The sequence below is a fragment of the Novosphingobium sp. BF6 genome, from assembly GCF_058273105.1.
The window spans coordinates 2,127,483-2,142,472 of sequence record NZ_CM177775.1 but is presented as its reverse complement, the minus strand read 5'-3'; the positions used below and the strand labels follow the sequence as shown (position 1 = coordinate 2,142,472).

General features: G+C 65.0%; 13 protein-coding genes. 10 read left to right on the top strand and 3 right to left on the bottom strand.

The window, feature by feature from the left end; genetic code table 11:
• Positions 1 to 2: 2 nt before the first annotated feature.
• Genes AC4D6D_RS10390 through AC4D6D_RS10365 form a run of 6 tightly spaced genes read left to right on the top strand, consistent with a single transcriptional unit; the run spans position 3 to position 6,427 of the window.
• Positions 3 to 1,538 (top strand): NADH-quinone oxidoreductase subunit M, encoded by a 1,536-nt coding sequence (locus tag AC4D6D_RS10390; protein WP_491327237.1) that lies wholly within the window; start codon positions 3 to 5, stop codon positions 1,536 to 1,538.
• Positions 1,538 to 3,001 carry an NADH-quinone oxidoreductase subunit NuoN gene (gene nuoN, locus AC4D6D_RS10385; protein ID WP_491325216.1) on the top strand — a complete coding sequence of 488 codons (1,464 nt, stop codon included), beginning with the start codon at positions 1,538 to 1,540 and terminating at the stop codon, positions 2,999 to 3,001. Before AC4D6D_RS10390 ends, nuoN begins: the two co-directional genes overlap by 1 nt.
• A complete protein-coding gene (locus AC4D6D_RS10380; RefSeq protein WP_491325215.1) occupies positions 2,998 to 3,714 on the top strand; it encodes a biotin--[acetyl-CoA-carboxylase] ligase in 717 nt (238 codons plus the stop codon). Before nuoN ends, AC4D6D_RS10380 begins: the two co-directional genes overlap by 4 nt.
• A gap of 10 nt (positions 3,715 to 3,724) precedes the next feature.
• Positions 3,725 to 4,504, top strand: a complete 780-nt coding sequence (locus AC4D6D_RS10375) for a type III pantothenate kinase (RefSeq protein ID WP_147215106.1) — start codon at positions 3,725 to 3,727, stop codon at positions 4,502 to 4,504.
• Positions 4,501 to 6,126, top strand: coding sequence for a ribonuclease J (locus AC4D6D_RS10370; RefSeq protein ID WP_491325214.1), 1,626 nt, complete (start codon positions 4,501 to 4,503; stop codon positions 6,124 to 6,126). The genes AC4D6D_RS10375 and AC4D6D_RS10370 overlap by 4 nt, the downstream gene beginning before the upstream one ends.
• 10 nt (positions 6,127 to 6,136) lie before the next feature.
• Positions 6,137 to 6,427, top strand: coding sequence for a DUF1467 family protein (locus AC4D6D_RS10365; protein WP_147215857.1), 291 nt, complete (start codon positions 6,137 to 6,139; stop codon positions 6,425 to 6,427).
• Positions 6,428 to 6,579: 152 nt separating this feature from the next.
• Here AC4D6D_RS10365 and AC4D6D_RS10360 read toward each other — a convergent pair whose 3' ends face one another.
• Positions 6,580 to 9,249 carry a coiled-coil domain-containing protein gene (locus AC4D6D_RS10360; protein WP_491325213.1) on the bottom strand — a complete coding sequence of 890 codons (2,670 nt, stop codon included), beginning with the start codon at positions 9,247 to 9,249 and terminating at the stop codon, positions 6,580 to 6,582.
• 70 nt (positions 9,250 to 9,319) lie between these two features.
• Between AC4D6D_RS10360 and AC4D6D_RS10355 the strand changes: the two genes are divergently transcribed.
• From AC4D6D_RS10355 to AC4D6D_RS10340, 4 genes are read left to right on the top strand one after another with little or no spacing between them, the layout of a single operon-like run.
• Positions 9,320 to 9,622, top strand: coding sequence for an Hpt domain-containing protein (locus AC4D6D_RS10355; RefSeq protein WP_147215099.1), 303 nt, complete (start codon positions 9,320 to 9,322; stop codon positions 9,620 to 9,622).
• A 51-nt stretch (positions 9,623 to 9,673) separates the two neighbouring features.
• Positions 9,674 to 10,894 (top strand): hypothetical protein, encoded by a 1,221-nt coding sequence (locus tag AC4D6D_RS10350; RefSeq protein WP_491325212.1) that lies wholly within the window; start codon positions 9,674 to 9,676, stop codon positions 10,892 to 10,894.
• 35 nt (positions 10,895 to 10,929) lie between these two features.
• Positions 10,930 to 11,883: a hypothetical protein gene (locus AC4D6D_RS10345; protein WP_491325211.1), complete on the top strand. Its 954-nt coding sequence runs from the start codon at positions 10,930 to 10,932 to the stop codon at positions 11,881 to 11,883.
• Positions 11,883 to 13,259, top strand: coding sequence for a sensor histidine kinase (locus AC4D6D_RS10340; RefSeq protein WP_491325210.1), 1,377 nt, complete (start codon positions 11,883 to 11,885; stop codon positions 13,257 to 13,259). Before AC4D6D_RS10345 ends, AC4D6D_RS10340 begins: the two co-directional genes overlap by 1 nt.
• Position 13,260: 1 nt before the next feature.
• Here AC4D6D_RS10340 and AC4D6D_RS10335 read toward each other — a convergent pair whose 3' ends face one another.
• A complete protein-coding gene (locus AC4D6D_RS10335; protein ID WP_491325209.1) occupies positions 13,261 to 13,629 on the bottom strand; it encodes a hypothetical protein in 369 nt (122 codons plus the stop codon).
• 75 nt (positions 13,630 to 13,704) lie between these two features.
• Complete coding sequence (locus AC4D6D_RS10330; RefSeq protein ID WP_147215093.1) at positions 13,705 to 14,988, bottom strand: citrate synthase; 1,284 nt, start codon at positions 14,986 to 14,988, stop codon at positions 13,705 to 13,707.
• Between the last annotated feature and the right edge of the window lie 2 nt (positions 14,989 to 14,990).

Here is a 14,990-nt window from a genome sequence, read left to right as displayed (position 1 = left end):
TGATGAGTGGTTTTCCGATCCTCAGTCTGATGTTGCTGGTGCCGCTCGCGGCGGCACTGGCATGTCTCTACCTTGATGCCAAATCGGCCCGCATGGTGGCGCTTCTCGCCACCCTTGCGAACCTTGCCCTTGGCGTCGTCCTCTGGCTGAACTTCGATATCGGCGGCGCGCAGTGGCAGTTCCAGGAACGGCACGAGCTGTTCTCGGGCTTCTCCTACGCCCTCGGCATCGACGGTATCGCGCTGCTCCTGATCGAGCTTTCCGTCTTCCTCATGCCGATCTGCATCGGCGCGAGCTGGAACTCGATCGAGAAGCGCGTTGGCGAATACATGGCGGCCTTCCTGCTCGTCGAAACGCTGATGATCGGCGTCTTCACGGCCCAGGATATCTTCCTGTTCTACATGTTCTTCGAAGCCGGCCTCATCCCGATGTACCTGATCATCGGCATCTGGGGCGGCGCGGATCGCATCTACGCCTCTTACAAGTTCTTCCTCTACACGCTGCTCGGCTCGGTGCTGATGCTCGTGGCGATGCTGTGGATGGTCCACACCGCCGGCACGACCTTCATCCCGACGCTGATGAACTACGACTTCGACCCGCAGGTCCAGACCTGGCTGTGGCTCGCCTTCTTCGCCAGCTTCGCGGTGAAGATGCCGATGTGGCCGGTCCACACCTGGCTTCCGGCGGCGCACGTTCAGGCGCCGACCGCAGGCTCGGTCATCCTGGCCGGCGTACTGCTGAAGATGGGTGGCTACGGCTTCATCCGCTTCTCGCTGCCGATGTTCCCCGAAGCCTCGGCCTACTTCGCGCCGCTGGTGTGGGGCCTGTCGATGGCTGCGGTCGTCATCACCTCGCTCATCGCGCTGGTGCAGGACGACATGAAGAAGCTGATCGCCTACTCGTCGGTCGCCCACATGGCCGTCGTGACCATCGGTCTCTTCGCCTTCAATCCGCAGGGCCTCGAAGGCTCGATGCTGGTCATGCTCAGCCACGGCCTCGTCTCGGGCGCGCTGTTCCTCTGCGTCGGCATCATCTACGACCGCCTGCACACCCGTGAGATCGCCCGCTACGGCGGCCTCGCCATCAACATGCCGCGTTACGCGCTGTTCTTCCTGCTCTTCACGATGGCCTCGATCGGCCTTCCGGGCACCAGCGGTTTCGTCGGCGAATTCCTGAGCCTCGGCGGTATCTACCAGGCATCGAGCTGGACGGCGCTGATCTGCACCACCGGCATCATCCTGGGCGCTGCCTACATGCTCTACCTCTATCGCCGTGTCGTCTTTGGCGACCAGAAGAATGCCGATGCCGCCGCCATGGCCGACCTCGACCTGCGCGAATACCTTATGGTGATCCCGCTCGGCCTCGCGGTGCTGTGGATGGGCGTTTACCCCGAGAGCTTCATCGCTCCGATGCGCGCAGATATTGCCGCGCTCGACGCCCGGCTCGCTCGCGCAAAGCCGGAAGGAGACGCCAAGTTGGCAATCGGCAAGGAAAAGCCTGCGCACGAAGAAGCAACCGCGCATGAGGGGGCACACTGATGGACTGGTCACAGTCGCTGCGCCTGATCGCGCCGGAAGAAACGCTGAGCATCGCAAGCCTCGTCTTGCTCCTGATGGCCGCCTGGGGCGGTGACAAGGCCGCCAAGCTGATCTCCGTTCTCGCCGTGGCGGCGCTCGTCGCCGCCGGTGTCCTGGTCGCTCCCGCTCTGTGCGGCGGCGCCATGGGCGCCGAAACCTCGGCCTTCTTCGGCCAGTACCGTGCCGACGCCTTTGCGTCCTACGCCAAGATCCTGATCTACATCTCGGCCGCCGTGTCGCTGGTGGTGGCGCCTGCCTACTTCGACCGCTTCAAGGCGATGCGGGCGGAATATCCGGTTCTGGTGCTGCTGGCGTCGATCGGCATGGGCATGATGGTCTCGGCCACCGACCTGCTGACGCTCTACATCGGCCTCGAAATGAACTCGCTGGCGGCTTACGTCCTGGCGGCGTTCCTGCGGACCGACGGTCGTTCGGCCGAAGCGGGCCTCAAGTACTTCGTGCTGGGCGCGCTGGCTTCGGGCATCCTGCTCTTCGGCATGAGTCTGACCTATGGCTTCGCCGGAACCACCTCGTTCGCCGGAATCAGCGCTTCGATGGCGCAGGGTCTCTCGAACGGCGCGCTGTTCGGCATCGTCTTCGTCTTCGCCGGTCTTGCCTTCAAGATCAGCGCCGTGCCGTTCCACATGTGGACTCCGGACGTCTACGAGGGCGCGCCGACCCCGGTGACCACTCTCTTCGCCACCGCCCCCAAGGTTGCCGCCATGGCCCTGACCATGCGCGTCGCCATCGAGGCCTTCGGCGATCAGGCTGCGGCCTGGCAGCAGATCGTGGTCTTCGCCGCACTTGCCTCGATCGTCGTCGGTGCCCTCGGCGCCATCGGCCAGTCGAACATCAAGCGCCTGATGGCCTATTCGTCGATCAACAACGTCGGCTTCATGCTCGTCGGTCTCGCGGTGGCAACGCCGCAGGGCGTTTCGGCCATGCTGTTCTACCTCGCGATCTACGTCGCGATGTCGGCAGGCGGTTTCGCCGTGATCCTGATGATGAAGGACGCCGACGGCAACCCGGTCGAGGATCTCGCCAAGATGGCAGGCCTGTCGCGCACGCGTCCGGGTCTGGCCCTGGCACTGGCGATGGTCATGTTCAGCCTTGCCGGTATCCCGCCGATGTTCGGCTTCTGGGGCAAGTTCCTGGTCTTCAAGGCGGCTGTCGATGGTGGCATGATTGCCCTCGCGGCAATCGGCTTCGCGGCCTCGGTGATCGGCGCCTTCTACTACCTCAAGGTCGTCAAGGTCGTTTACTTCGACGAACCCGCCGACGTGGTGAAGGGTGAGAGCGACGTCTGGCACAAGCTGATCCTCGTGGGATCGTGCGTGGTCATTTCGCCGCTCGGCTTCCTGCTGACCAAGTGGCTCGGCCACCTGACCGAAACGGCTGCGGCCGCACTCTACTCCGGCCTTTGATAGAGGTCGTCGAAGAGACCGCTTCGACCAACGCGGACCTTTCCCGGCGCCTCGGCGCCGGGGAGGGCCTCGCGGAAGGTTTCTGGTTGCGTGCGGTCAGGCAGAGTGCCGGACGCGGTCGCCGCGGTCGCCAATGGTCCTCTCCGGAGGGCAATCTTTACGCCAGCACCATCGTTGCGCTGAGAGCGGACGATCCTTCGGTCCATACCCTGGCGTTCGTGGCGGCACTGGCCGTTTACGACCTGATGCTCTCGCAATTGCCGCCGGATGCGGATTGCCAGCTCAAGTGGCCCAACGACGTGCTCGTCGGCGGCGCCAAGATTTGCGGCATCCTGCTCGAACGCGCAGGCGATCATGTCATCATCGGCATCGGGGTGAACGTCGTCAGCGCGCCCGATCTTCCCGACCGCGCGACCGTCTCGATCCACGCCGCCAATCCCGATAACGACAACGACGCGCAGACCGTTCTGGAAGCGCTGGCCGGCTGTCTGGCCGAACGTCTCGCGCAGTGGCGCCGGGATGGGCTGGCGGCGACGCTGGCCGACTGGACCCGGCGTGCCCACCCGCAGGGAACCCCGCTGCTGGTGACGCTCGACGAGGAAGGGCTGCTGCCGGGCGCCTTTGCCGGGCTTGACCCGGACGGAGCATTGCGCTTGCGTCTGGCAGACGGGTCCCTACGTGTCGTTCACGCCGGTGACGTTTCGCTCGCCTGAAGGAAGTTCCATGCTGCTTGCCATCGATGCCGGCAACACCAATGTCGTATTCGCGCTGTTCGAGGGCCGCACCTTGCGCGGCCGCTGGCGCATCGCCACCGATCCGCGCCGCACGGGTGACGAATATGCGGTCTGGTTGATGCAGTTGCTCTCGATCCGCGGCGTCGCGCCGCAGGAGGTCGAGCAGATCATCATTTCCACGGTCGTGCCCCGCGCGCTGCACAATCTCGAAATTCTCGCCCGCCATTACTTCGACGTCGAGCCGCTGGTGGCAGGCGTCGGCAAGGCGGACTATGCGATCGACATCGACGTCGACCAGCCCAAGTCGCTGGGGGCCGACCGCGCCGTCAATGCCATCGCCGCGCATGAACGCCACGGCGGCGACCTGATCGTTGTCGATTTCGGCACCGCGACGACGTTCGACGTGGTAGACTACAACGGCGCCTATAAGGGCGGCATCATCGCGCCGGGCATCAATCTCTCGCTGGATGCGCTGGTGGGCAACACTGCGAAGCTTCCGCGCATCGCCGTAGCGGTGCCCGCCAGCAAGAGCGTGATCGGCCGGAACACCGAAGATCAGATGTTGATCGGGGTTTTCTGGGGCTATGTGGCGATGATGGAGGGCCTGATCGCCCGCATGCGCGCCGAAATCGGGCGTCCCGCCAAGGTCATCGCGACCGGCGGGCTCGCCGTACTGTTCGACGAGGCCTCAGACATATTCGACGCGGTCGATCCCGACCTGACGCTCGAAGGCCTCGCCATTCTTGCCGAAAGGGCATCGAAGACGTGATTCCAGGTAAAGAACTGCTGTTTTGTGCGCTCGGCGGGTCGGGCGAGATTGGCATGAACGTCAATCTCTATGGCTGCCAGGGCAAATGGCTGATGGTTGACCTGGGTATGACCTTCGGCATGAACGAATATCCCGGCGTCGATCTGGTCTTCGCCGATCTCGACTTCATCGAGGGCGAGCGCGAGAACCTGCTGGGCATCGTGCTCACCCACGCGCACGAAGATCACATCGGCGCGGTGCCATACTTTGCGCAGGAACTGGACGTTCCCATCTACGCGACGCCCTTCACCGCGCGCCTTGTCGCGGCGAAGCTGGAAGAGGCGGGCATTCTGAACGAGGTCGAACTGATCGTCATCGATCACCTCGACCGCTTCGAACTCGGGCCTTTCGGCATTCGCTACGTGCCGCTCGCGCACTCGATTGCAGAAGGTAATGCGCTGCTGATCGATACGCCTTTCGGCAAGATCTTCCACACCGGCGACTGGAAGCTCGACGACGAGCCGCAAGTCGGCACCCCGGCGACCAAGGCGGAACTGACCGCGATCGGCGATGAGGGCGTGCTGGCGCTGGTCTGCGATTCCACCAACGTGTTCAATCCCGAGGCTTCGGGCAGCGAAGGCGAAGTCTATCGCGGGCTGCTGGAGGAAGTGAAGAAGCATCGCGGCCGTCGCGTGCTGGTCACGACGTTCGCCTCGAACGTCGCCCGTCTCCAGACGCTGGGTGAAGTGGCGCGCAAGACCAACCGCAAGCTCTGCGTGGCCGGGCGCTCTCTGGACCGCATCATCGAGACGGGACAGGCTAGCGGCTATCTCAAGAAGCTGCCGGAACTGGTCGATGTCGAGACGGCGATGGACCTGCCGCGCGGCGAAGTGCTGATCGTCGCCACCGGCGGGCAGGGCGAGCCGCGCGCGGCGCTCTCGCGTATTTCCGAGGGCAATCACCCGATCAAGCTGGAGAAGGGCGATGTCGTCCTGTTCTCCAGCCGCCAGATCCCCGGCAACGAAATCCCGATCGGCCGTATCCAGAACCGTCTTTCCGACGCCGGGATCGTCATCGTCACCGATCGGCAGAGCATGATCCACGTTTCCGGTCATCCGGGACGCCCGGAACTCGTTGCGCTCTATGGCTGGCTGCGGCCCGAAATCCTGCTGCCAGTTCACGGCGAGATCCGCCACATGCGCGAACAGGCCCGCCTGGGGCTGGAGAGCGGCATTCCCCATGCGGTGTTCCAGAAGAACGGCGATCTCGTCCGCCTGGCGCCCGGCAAGCCGGGCAAGTTCGGAGAGGTTCATTCCGGCCGCCTGATCCTCGACGGCGACATCATCGCGCCTGCCGACGGCGATGCCATGGTCATGCGTCGCCGCATCGCCTTCAACGGCGTGGTTTCGGTGGCGGCGGACCGCAAGGGTCATGTCCAGGTGGCGGCGATCGGCCTGCCGCTCGACGAGGACTACCCGAAGTTCGTCGAGGAAGCCCAGCGCGACGTCGCCGATGCGCTGGGCCGTGCGAAGAAGTCGGACCGCGAAGTGCGGGTCGAGGCCGCTCGTCTGGCCGCGCGCCGTGCCGCCACGCGCTGGTCGGGCAAGAAGCCGCAAGTACAGGTAATGCTGCTGGAGGATTGAGTGGATGGCGATGCAATGGACCTCGATGGTGGCGATCTACGGCCTGTTCTGGGTCCTCAGCGCCTTTCTGGTCATGCCCTTCGGCCTACGCACGCCTAACGAGGTTACGGGCTTTCGCGTGGAGAAAGGTCATGCGGATAGCGCCCCGGTCAACTTCCGGCCGCGCCTGATCGCCAAGCGGGCCACCGTTCTCGCGGTGGTGCTGTTCGGTCTCTATTATGTGAACTACGCCGAGCAGTGGATCACGGTGGCTGATCTCAATTTCTTCGGAAAGCCGCCGGTTCAGGACCTCGGATATTAAAGCATTTTCTAATCAGGTGGAATCACCTGATGACTCGGAAAATGTGGCAAACCAAAAACGTAGGGCAGTTGATCCGATGCAATCGGATCAACTGCCCTAAAAAAGCCCGCTCGATAGAGCGGGCTTTTTTGTTGTGGGGGAAGGCGCTTGGGTCAGCTTCGCAGCCTCTCGATCCCCTGTGCCAGCGCCACATAGAGCTTGCCCATGTCGGACGAGAGCAGGGTGACGCCCAGGGCATTGCCGTCGCGGGTGGAAAGCACTTGCCGCAGGATCGACTCGAAGTCGTGGATGTAGCGGCTGACGTGTTCGCGGAAGGCCTCGTCGCGCTCGAACAGTTGCTGGATCGACTTGATCTCCCCGGCATCGAGCAGCGAGACCGCGCGGCGCGTGAAGATGCCGCGATCGCCGCGCAGATAGGAGGCCCAGGCGGTGTCTGAGACCTCGCTCGACAGGGCCGAGGCGATGTCGATGGCGTTGGAATTGAGCGCTTCGGTGATCAGCGCGACGCGGCGGGCGAAGTCGTTATCGACCTGTTCCTCGGCCTTTTCGCGGGCTTCGGTCACGCGGTTTTCGAGATTGCCGACCAGTTCCTCGACTTTCGCCAGTTGCTCGCGCAGCTGGATCGTCGCCTCGCGGGTCGCGCCCGAGGCGTGGGCGACGGCCTGATCCAACTGACCGGTGACTTCGGCGACGCGGGTGCGCATCGATCGGTCGATGGCCTGGGCGCTCTCGGTCCCGAGGTCTTCGGCGACTTTGGCGATGCGCGCGGCGCTCTGGGTCTCGATGGCGGTGACGGACTGATCGATGGTGGTGCCGAGCGCGGCAATCGCTTCACTGAGTTCGCCCTGCGCGCGCGCGGCGGCGGTATGGGTCGCAGCGTCGATCTCGGTCAGCGAGGTGTGCAGAACCTTCAGAAGCTGCGCATGGGCCGCGCCGTGCTCGGACAGATCCGAATGCATGGCGGAAAGTTCGTCGGCGAAGTCCTTGAGATTATTGCCGGACTGCTCAACCCCGCCCGCCAGTTCGGCGCCGCTGCGGGCCGACTGGCCCAGGGCTTCGAGAACGGTGGCGATACCGGATTGCAGGCGGACCAGACGATCCTCCGAAACCGTGAGCGCCTCGGGCAGGTCATGATGGGCATAGCGGGCGCTGCCCTGGATGAGTTCGAGCAGGCGCACGCTCGTCTCGGTCAGCTTTTCGGCATCGGCATCGGTGGCCGAAAGCGTGGCGCGCGCGGCGGTGAGGCGCTCGCCCAGCGCGGCGAGGCTGCCGCGGAGGCGGGTTTCGAGCAGTTCGCTGTTGCCGGCAATGGCGCCGAAACGGGCTTCGTATTCGCCGAGCTGGCCGGTGACGGCCGCAGCATGTTCGCCAAGCGCGGCGGCCTGGAGGCGATGGCGCTCCAGACGTTCGGAAATGGCGTGATCGAGGTCGCCGAGCATCTGTTCGATGCGGGCGATGGCGTGGCGCTCCTGCTCGGCCTGACGGGCGAGGCGTTCGCTGGTTTCGCCATTGAGCCTGTCGCGCCGCGCGGAAATTTCGCGGTCGAGCGCGTCGGCATCGTTGGCGATGGTGCCCAGCGATCCGCGCAGGGCAGAGACGGCGGAATCCTGCGCGCGGGCGATACCGCGCGCGACTTCGGCCTGTTCTTCGTGCAGATCGTCGAGGGCCTGGCGCCAGGCTTCGGCTGCACGGCCTTCGCCGTCGCGCAAGGCACGCGAGACGACATCGCTTTCCTCGCGCAGGGCGACGAGGCGCGCGCGCAGCGAGGTAAGGCTTTCTGCCTCGTGGCGGTCGAGCTGGCCGCGTGTTTCGGTGATTTCCCCATTCAGGGCGGCGGCACGGGCGTGGATCGCGGCGAGGGCGGCGGCTTCATGGCCGTCCAGCTGGCTGCGAAACGCCTCGCCCTGTTCCGAAAGCAGGGCGAAGCGCTGGTCGGCAAGGACGCCGATCTGTTCGCTGCGGGCATTGATCGCGGTCAGGGTGCTTTCCACGACATTGCCGAGGCGCGAGACCTGCTGCTCGCTGCCCGTGGCGAATTCGTTGAGGCGCTTGAAGCCGTTGACCATGTCCTCAAGCTGGACATGCGCAGCGCGGCCGGCATTGCCGATATTGTTGGTGACGTCCTTGGCGGAACTGGCGATGACGGGAAGCTGCCCGCGCAGTTTCTCCATGTTGTCGAGCGCGGCCTGGCTGACGCCGCCGATGGATTCGACACGGGCGCCGTTGTCGCGGATCAGGTCCTGCAGGCGCTCGGCGTTGGAGGACAGGCGCTCGGCGGCGATACGGCCGAGAGATTCGAGGTCGCGCGACTGGGCGGCGATGAATTCGCGGGCGAGGCTGAGTTCGCGGTTGACTGTGGTCAAGCGCGTTTCAAGCTGTGCGGATTCGTGGGAAAGGGCACGGGCCACGTTGCCGAAGCGGCGGCTCTCGCGACTGCTGTGGCGCAGTGCCAGCAGCCAGATCATGCCGACCAGCAGCAGCGGCACTGCCCACTGAACGATCATTGCTGGAACCGCCACGAGTCCGAGGCCTTGGCCGAAATCCGGCCAGCGCGCATAGAGGAAGAACGCGCTCCAGCCCAGTGCGACTGTCCCGGCGAGGGCGGGCGCAAGCCAGTCGAGCGAGTGCGACGCGCGGTCATAATCCGGCGCCACGGCTTGCTCGGTCGCGACCCAGGCATTGCGCCATGCGTCGTCGGACGTGTCATCCTCGATTTCCGGGGCCGGAGCAGCCGGTTTTTCCATGGGTTCTTCCGAATTTCCGCTCGAAACGGGTTCGCTGCCGTTCGCGCCGAACGCGATGATCCTGTTTTCCCCAGACATGCGATCCAGGATACCACGCGGGAGGCGTCGATAAACCCCGGTTTAACCCTTTCCGGATTAAACTGGGGAAATGGCGTATGAAGCAGGTGCCCTCGAAGCGACCCTCGCCGCGGCAGCGGGCGGCGATCCCGTGCTTTTCGCGGAATTGCGCGCGTCCTATCTGGAAAGCGTGACGCGGCAGGTCGATCTGCTGGCGCGAGCGCGCTGCGACGGCAACTGGCATGTCGCGGCTATGCGGCTCAAGGGGCTGGCGGCCAGTTTCCATTCGGCGCAGCTGCTGGCACTGGCCGAACGCGCATTGGATAGCGCACCGGGCGAGCCGACCGTGATCCGCCGTCTTCAGGCTTATCTGGCAGAGTTTTCCGTCGGCTGATTTACCTGCCGAGCTTGGCACCGGGCGGGCCTTTCCCTAAACGGTAGAGCCTTGCTGGAGGTCATTAAACTGCGCATTGCCTTGCTTGCCATGATGGAGCCTGCCGTGGCGGGCCAGACCCTGCCGCGCGGCTTCCTGCGCATCGGCGGGGCGACGCTGGCGCAGCATCAACTGGGGCTGGCGCTCGCGCTCGATTGCCAGCGGGTCATCTGCCTCGCGCGTGGGACCTCACCGGAGATGATCGCGCTCCAGCACATGGCCGAGGACGCCGGGCTGCAATTCTACATCGCCACCGGCGCGCGCCCGCTTTCGGGCCTTGTAACCGCGAACGACGAACTCGTGGTGATCGGCGAGGGGCTCTTCGTCGAACCGGCCGGGGTTGCGGGGCTGTTCGACGGCAAGGCGCCTGCGGTGCTGGTCCAGCCGGTGGAAGGCGGGCTGGCAGCGGGGTTCGAGCGGATCGACATCAATCGCGCCAGTGCCGGGATCATGCGGATTCCCGGCAATCTGGTGGAGAATCTCCAGGAACTTCCCGGAGATTGCGACGTGCCTTCGGCGCTGACCCGGATCGCCCTGCAATCGGGTGTCGCGATGCGCGAAGTCCCGGCGGACTTGCGCAGCGGTGCCGACTGGCGGCTGATTCGCGACGAGAGCGAGGCGCACGGCGTCGAACTCGAATGGCTGCGCGAGCGGTTCGGTGACGGCAAACGGGTTTCGCCGGGGCGGACGATCGCGCGCTATGGCGTGCTGACTTTCGGTTCCTCGCTGCTGCATGCCGGTAACGCCAGCAATATCCTGAGCCTCGGCGTTCTGGCGGCGCTGGCGATCGCGGGCAGTTTCGCCTGGTTCGGGTTCCTGACCGTCGCCTTCCTTTCGCTGTTCGTGGCCGCCGTACTGGTCGAGGCCAGCCGGTTGCTGCGTCTGGCGGAGCGTCAGGCGCTGGGGCAGATGCCGCCGGCGATCCCGCGTGCCGACGCGCTGGGGTGGCTCGTCGATGCCGTGTTCGGGCTTTCGCTGCTCGCCGGAATCCCCCGGCTCGGCGGCGAATCGGTGATCTCCTGGCTGTTCGCGCCGGTCATGCTGATGCTGCTGCTGGCGATGATCCCGCGCTTCGTGACGGGAACGGCGGCCTCGCTCGTCGCGGACCGTGCCACATTGGGACTTCTGCTGGCTTTTGCCGCAGGATTCGGGCAAATTGAGCCGCTGGTGGAGGTTCTGGCGATCACGCTCGTTGTGGTCGGCATGGTTCTTCCGCTACGTCGGAAGGACTAACCGGGGCTTAACCAGATACAGGGTAAACGGGACGGATGATCGACAACGCTGTTCATCCGGCCGACGACCAGACTGCGGAAGCGCTGCTCCGAGCGGATCTGGCGCGCGGCGATGCCATGGCCGGTTCGGTGCTGCCGATCCTGCAGTACCTGCTGGCGGCCGAGGACAGCGCGCTCTTCAGCGACGAGATTCTGGCGCGGGTGCGCGGAATGCTGGGCGATCTGGCCCGGGGAATCGTGGAAAGGCTCCATGACGAAGATGCGGGTTCGGTGCAGTTCGCCGAAGACGTGGAAGACCTTGCCCGCACTTTCATGGCCGATACTCTGCTACTTTCGCATGTCCACGCGATGGCGCTGGAATGGCAGATGACCGAGCGGTTGCAGGTGCGCCTCGCGCTCGATCCGGTAGTGTCGCCGCTGATCCAGGCCATGCTGGCCTCGGCCGAGGGGCAGATGCATGGCCTCGCCGTGAACTGGCTGGCCGCGCAGGCCCGCTGGTGCCAGGCCCAGCGCCGGATGAGCTTGCCTCTAACCGAGCTTCCCGGTGATCTGCTGCACCGGGTCCTGCTGGCGGTTAAGGCGTTTCTGACCGGGCGGGCGGATTTCGCCGAACGTCTTGCGCTGTTCGAAGCGGACATTCGCCGCAGTTACGACGAAGGGGCGACCCGGCTCGGGCTTTCAGCCCGGTTGCTGACCGCGCTCGGCGGGGCTTTCCATGTTGCGCTGTCGGTGGCCCATGCCGGAGCGGCGCTGTTCTTCACGGCGCTGGCGACGGGGTCGGGGCTGCGCCGCGAGGCCGCCGTGCTGGCCACGCATGAGGCGCAGCTTGCGCGTCTGGCGCTGGCCCTGCGGGCGGCAGGCCTCAAGGCCGCCGATATCGAGAAGCAATTCCTCGCCATTCACCCGGAGGCGATGCTGCCCCAAGGGTTCGAGAGGCTGGGCGTCGATCTCGCCGCCTCGATTCTGGCCAGTGGACGGCAGGGCGGCTGATGCTGATGGAAGGTACCATTCTGGCCCGTGCCGTCAGCGATGCGCAGGACCGCCTGCTGGAAGCGGATGAGCCGCTTGCCGGGCTTCAGGAGCGCTGCGGCGGCGAGCTTCCCGGCACGATCGCGATACCCGAGCTGCTCGAACTCGTCCGCAAGGCGCGGCGCTACGGCTTCCGACTGGCCCGCGCGGTCACGGCGCACGACGGCGGCGACGTCATCACTGCATGGGTCGAGGTGGAGCCGCAGGGCTTGAATGAGGGCTGCCAGATAGTGGTCCGCAACTGGCAGACCGCGCCAGCGCCGGTCGAGGATGCGGCTTCGGTGGAGCGCCGCCGGACGATGATCGATCGCCACCTTGCCGAACTGAGTGCGCAGCTCGATGCCGATCAGCGGGTACTGGCGGTGCTGACCGACAGTGCGGAACTCTCCGAGGTGGCAGCAGCCATGCAAGGCGGCTTTGGCCGGCTCTGGACCGAGTTTCTGCCGCCTGAGAATGTGGCGCATCAGCAGCCCTTGCATTGGCGCCTGCTCGACGGCGCGCCGGTTGCTGTGCCGGGATCGCGGCGGTCCTGGCGGGTTTCGCTCATTCCACATATGCGCCCCGGCTTTGATCCTGCGGGTTTCGAACTGCTGTTGGTCTCGGACACGCCTGCGACCCCTGCCTCGGCAGTTCGGGAGCCGATGGAGCCGCTGCTGCGGCGCAGCCTCGTCGGCCACGATCTCGCGCCGGTCCTGCGTCAGCCGATCGCGCGGATCATCGCCAATGCCGAAACCATCCGCACCCGGCTTGCCGGGCCGCTCCCCGATGCCTATGCCGAATATGCGGGCGAGATCGCGGGTGCGGGCAAGTTGTTGCTGGGGCTGCTGGAGGATCTGGCCGATCTCGAAGTCGTCGAGACCGAGGGGTTCAGCACCGCGCCGGACAAGGTGGACCTGTCGGAACTGGCGCGCCAGGCGGCCGGTATCCTGAACGTGCGCGCGCAGGAAAAGGGCATCGTCATCGAGGCGCCGCATGTCGCGGAAACGCTTCCTGCCGTGGCCGAATACCGACGCGTGCTTCAGGTACTGCTCAATCTCATCGGCAATGCCATCCGCTATTCGCCAGAGCATTCGCAGATCTGGATCAGGCTCGAAGCGCTTGAGGACCGAGCGCGGGTGATCGTAGCGGACCAGGGGCCGGGTCTTTCCGGGGATCAGCAAGGCAAGATATTCGACAAGTTCGAGCGGCTCGGCCGCAGCGGCGATGGCGGCTCGGGGCTGGGGCTCTATATCTCGCGCAGCCTTGCTCGCGCGATGGGCGGAGAACTGCTCGTCGACAGCGCGCCGGGGCAGGGCGCGCGTTTCATTCTGGAAGTTCCGGCCGACCTTGAGGCCTGACTTACAGGTGATTGTTGTTGGTCTCGTTCCAGCGCCGTGCAAGCCAGAGCAGAATACCGCCGACCGCTGCCATCACCGCGCCGCGGATCGCCCATCCCCGATCGTCGAGCATCAGGCTGCCGCTTGGCCAGGACAGGATACCGGTGCCCTGGGCGATCCATAGCAGACCTACGGCAATTCCCAGCACGCCCACGAAAATGGCAAGAAGTCTGAGAAACAGCATCAAACCTTCCCCCTTGCGAAACAAGGTCAGGATAGAAAGTGCTTGCGGCGAGATTGTGGCGACGGCGCGGTCTCGTCGGCAATCGGCCTGACCCGCCTCCACAATACACCTTCCCGTCGGGAATGGGTAAGCGGCAATTTTGCGCACGGACGGGGCCAAAAAGAAAGGCCCCCGCTTTCGCGAGGGCCTCCTTTACCGAACCGGTTTCGGCGAACCGATCGATCAGCGCTGGCCGACCGGCACGTAGTCGCGCTGCGTCGGGCCGGTGTAGAGCTGACGCGGGCGGCCGATCTTCTGGCCGGGATCCGAGATCATTTCGTTCCACTGCGCGACCCAGCCCACGGTGCGGGCAAGGGCGAAGAGCGCGGTGAACATCGTGGTCGGGAAGCCGATGGCCGAGAGGATGATGCCCGAGTAGAAGTCGACGTTCGGGAACAGCTTCTTCTCGGCGAAGTACGGATCGCTGAGGGCGATTTCTTCGAGGCGCAGGGCGGTCTCGAAGAGCGGATCGGTAACCTTGAGCGCATCGAACACTTCGCGGACGGTCTTCTGCATGACCGTGGCGCGCGGATCGTAGTTCTTGTAGACGCGGTGACCGAAGCCCATCAGGCGGAACGGATCGTTCTTGTCCTTCGCACGATCGATGTAGTGCTGGATCTTGTCCGGCGTACCGATTTCCTTGAGCATGTTGAGCGCGGCTTCGTTCGCGCCGCCGTGGGCCGGGCCCCAGAGGCAGGCGATGCCGGCGGCGATGCATGCGAACGGATTGGCGCCCGAGGACCCTGCAAGACGCACGGTCGAGGTCGAGGCGTTCTGCTCGTGGTCGGCATGGAGGATGAAGATGCGGTCCATCGCCTTTTCGACGGCGGGGATCACTTCATATTCTTCCGCCGGGACGCCGAAGGTCATGCGCAGGAAGTTGCCGGTGTAGCTCAGCTTGTTGTCCGGGTAGAGGAAAGGCTGGCCGACCGAGTACTTGTAAGCGGCAGCGGCGATCGTCGGCATCTTGGCGATGAGGCGATGCGAGCTGATCTTGCGGTGCTCGGGATCCGAGATGTCGGTCGAGTCGTGGTAGAACGCCGAAAGCGCGCCGACCACGCCGCACATGATCGCCATCGGGTGGGCGTCACGGCGGAAACCGCGGTAGAAGTTCGCCAGCTGCTCGTGGAGCATGGTGTGGCGCGTGATGGTGTTCTCGAAAGTGGCCAGCTCGTCCGCGTTCGGCAGCTCGCCGTTGAGCAGCAGGTAGCTGGTTTCCATGAACGACGAGTTCTCGGCCAGCTGGCCGATCGGGTAGCCGCGGTGGAGCAGTACGCCTTCGTCGCCGTCGATGTAGGTCAGCGCGGATTCGCAGCTCGCCGTCGACGTGAAGCCGGGATCGTACGTGAACTTGCCCGTCTGGGCATAGAGCTTGCGGATATCGATGACATCCGGGCCGACACTGCCCTTGAGCACGGGATAGTCGAATTCCGTGCCACCGGCATTCAGTTTGACCTGATCACCCACCA

What these genes read in the sequence shown, in the direction of transcription:
- AC4D6D_RS10390 (WP_491327237.1), top strand. Translation starts at nt 3, where the DNA reads ATGAGTGGTTTTCCGATCCTCAGTCTGATGTTGCTGGTGCCGCTCGCG.
- nuoN (WP_491325216.1), top strand. Translation starts at nt 1,538, where the DNA reads ATGGACTGGTCACAGTCGCTGCGCCTGATCGCGCCGGAAGAAACGCTG.
- AC4D6D_RS10375 (WP_147215106.1), top strand. Translation starts at nt 3,725, where the DNA reads ATGCTGCTTGCCATCGATGCCGGCAACACCAATGTCGTATTCGCGCTG.
- AC4D6D_RS10365 (WP_147215857.1), top strand. Translation starts at nt 6,137, where the DNA reads ATGCAATGGACCTCGATGGTGGCGATCTACGGCCTGTTCTGGGTCCTC.
- AC4D6D_RS10360 (WP_491325213.1), bottom strand. Translation starts at nt 9,249, where the DNA reads ATGTCTGGGGAAAACAGGATCATCGCGTTCGGCGCGAACGGCAGCGAA.
- AC4D6D_RS10355 (WP_147215099.1), top strand. Translation starts at nt 9,320, where the DNA reads ATGGCGTATGAAGCAGGTGCCCTCGAAGCGACCCTCGCCGCGGCAGCG.
- AC4D6D_RS10345 (WP_491325211.1), top strand. Translation starts at nt 10,930, where the DNA reads ATGATCGACAACGCTGTTCATCCGGCCGACGACCAGACTGCGGAAGCG.
- AC4D6D_RS10340 (WP_491325210.1), top strand. Translation starts at nt 11,883, where the DNA reads ATGCTGATGGAAGGTACCATTCTGGCCCGTGCCGTCAGCGATGCGCAG.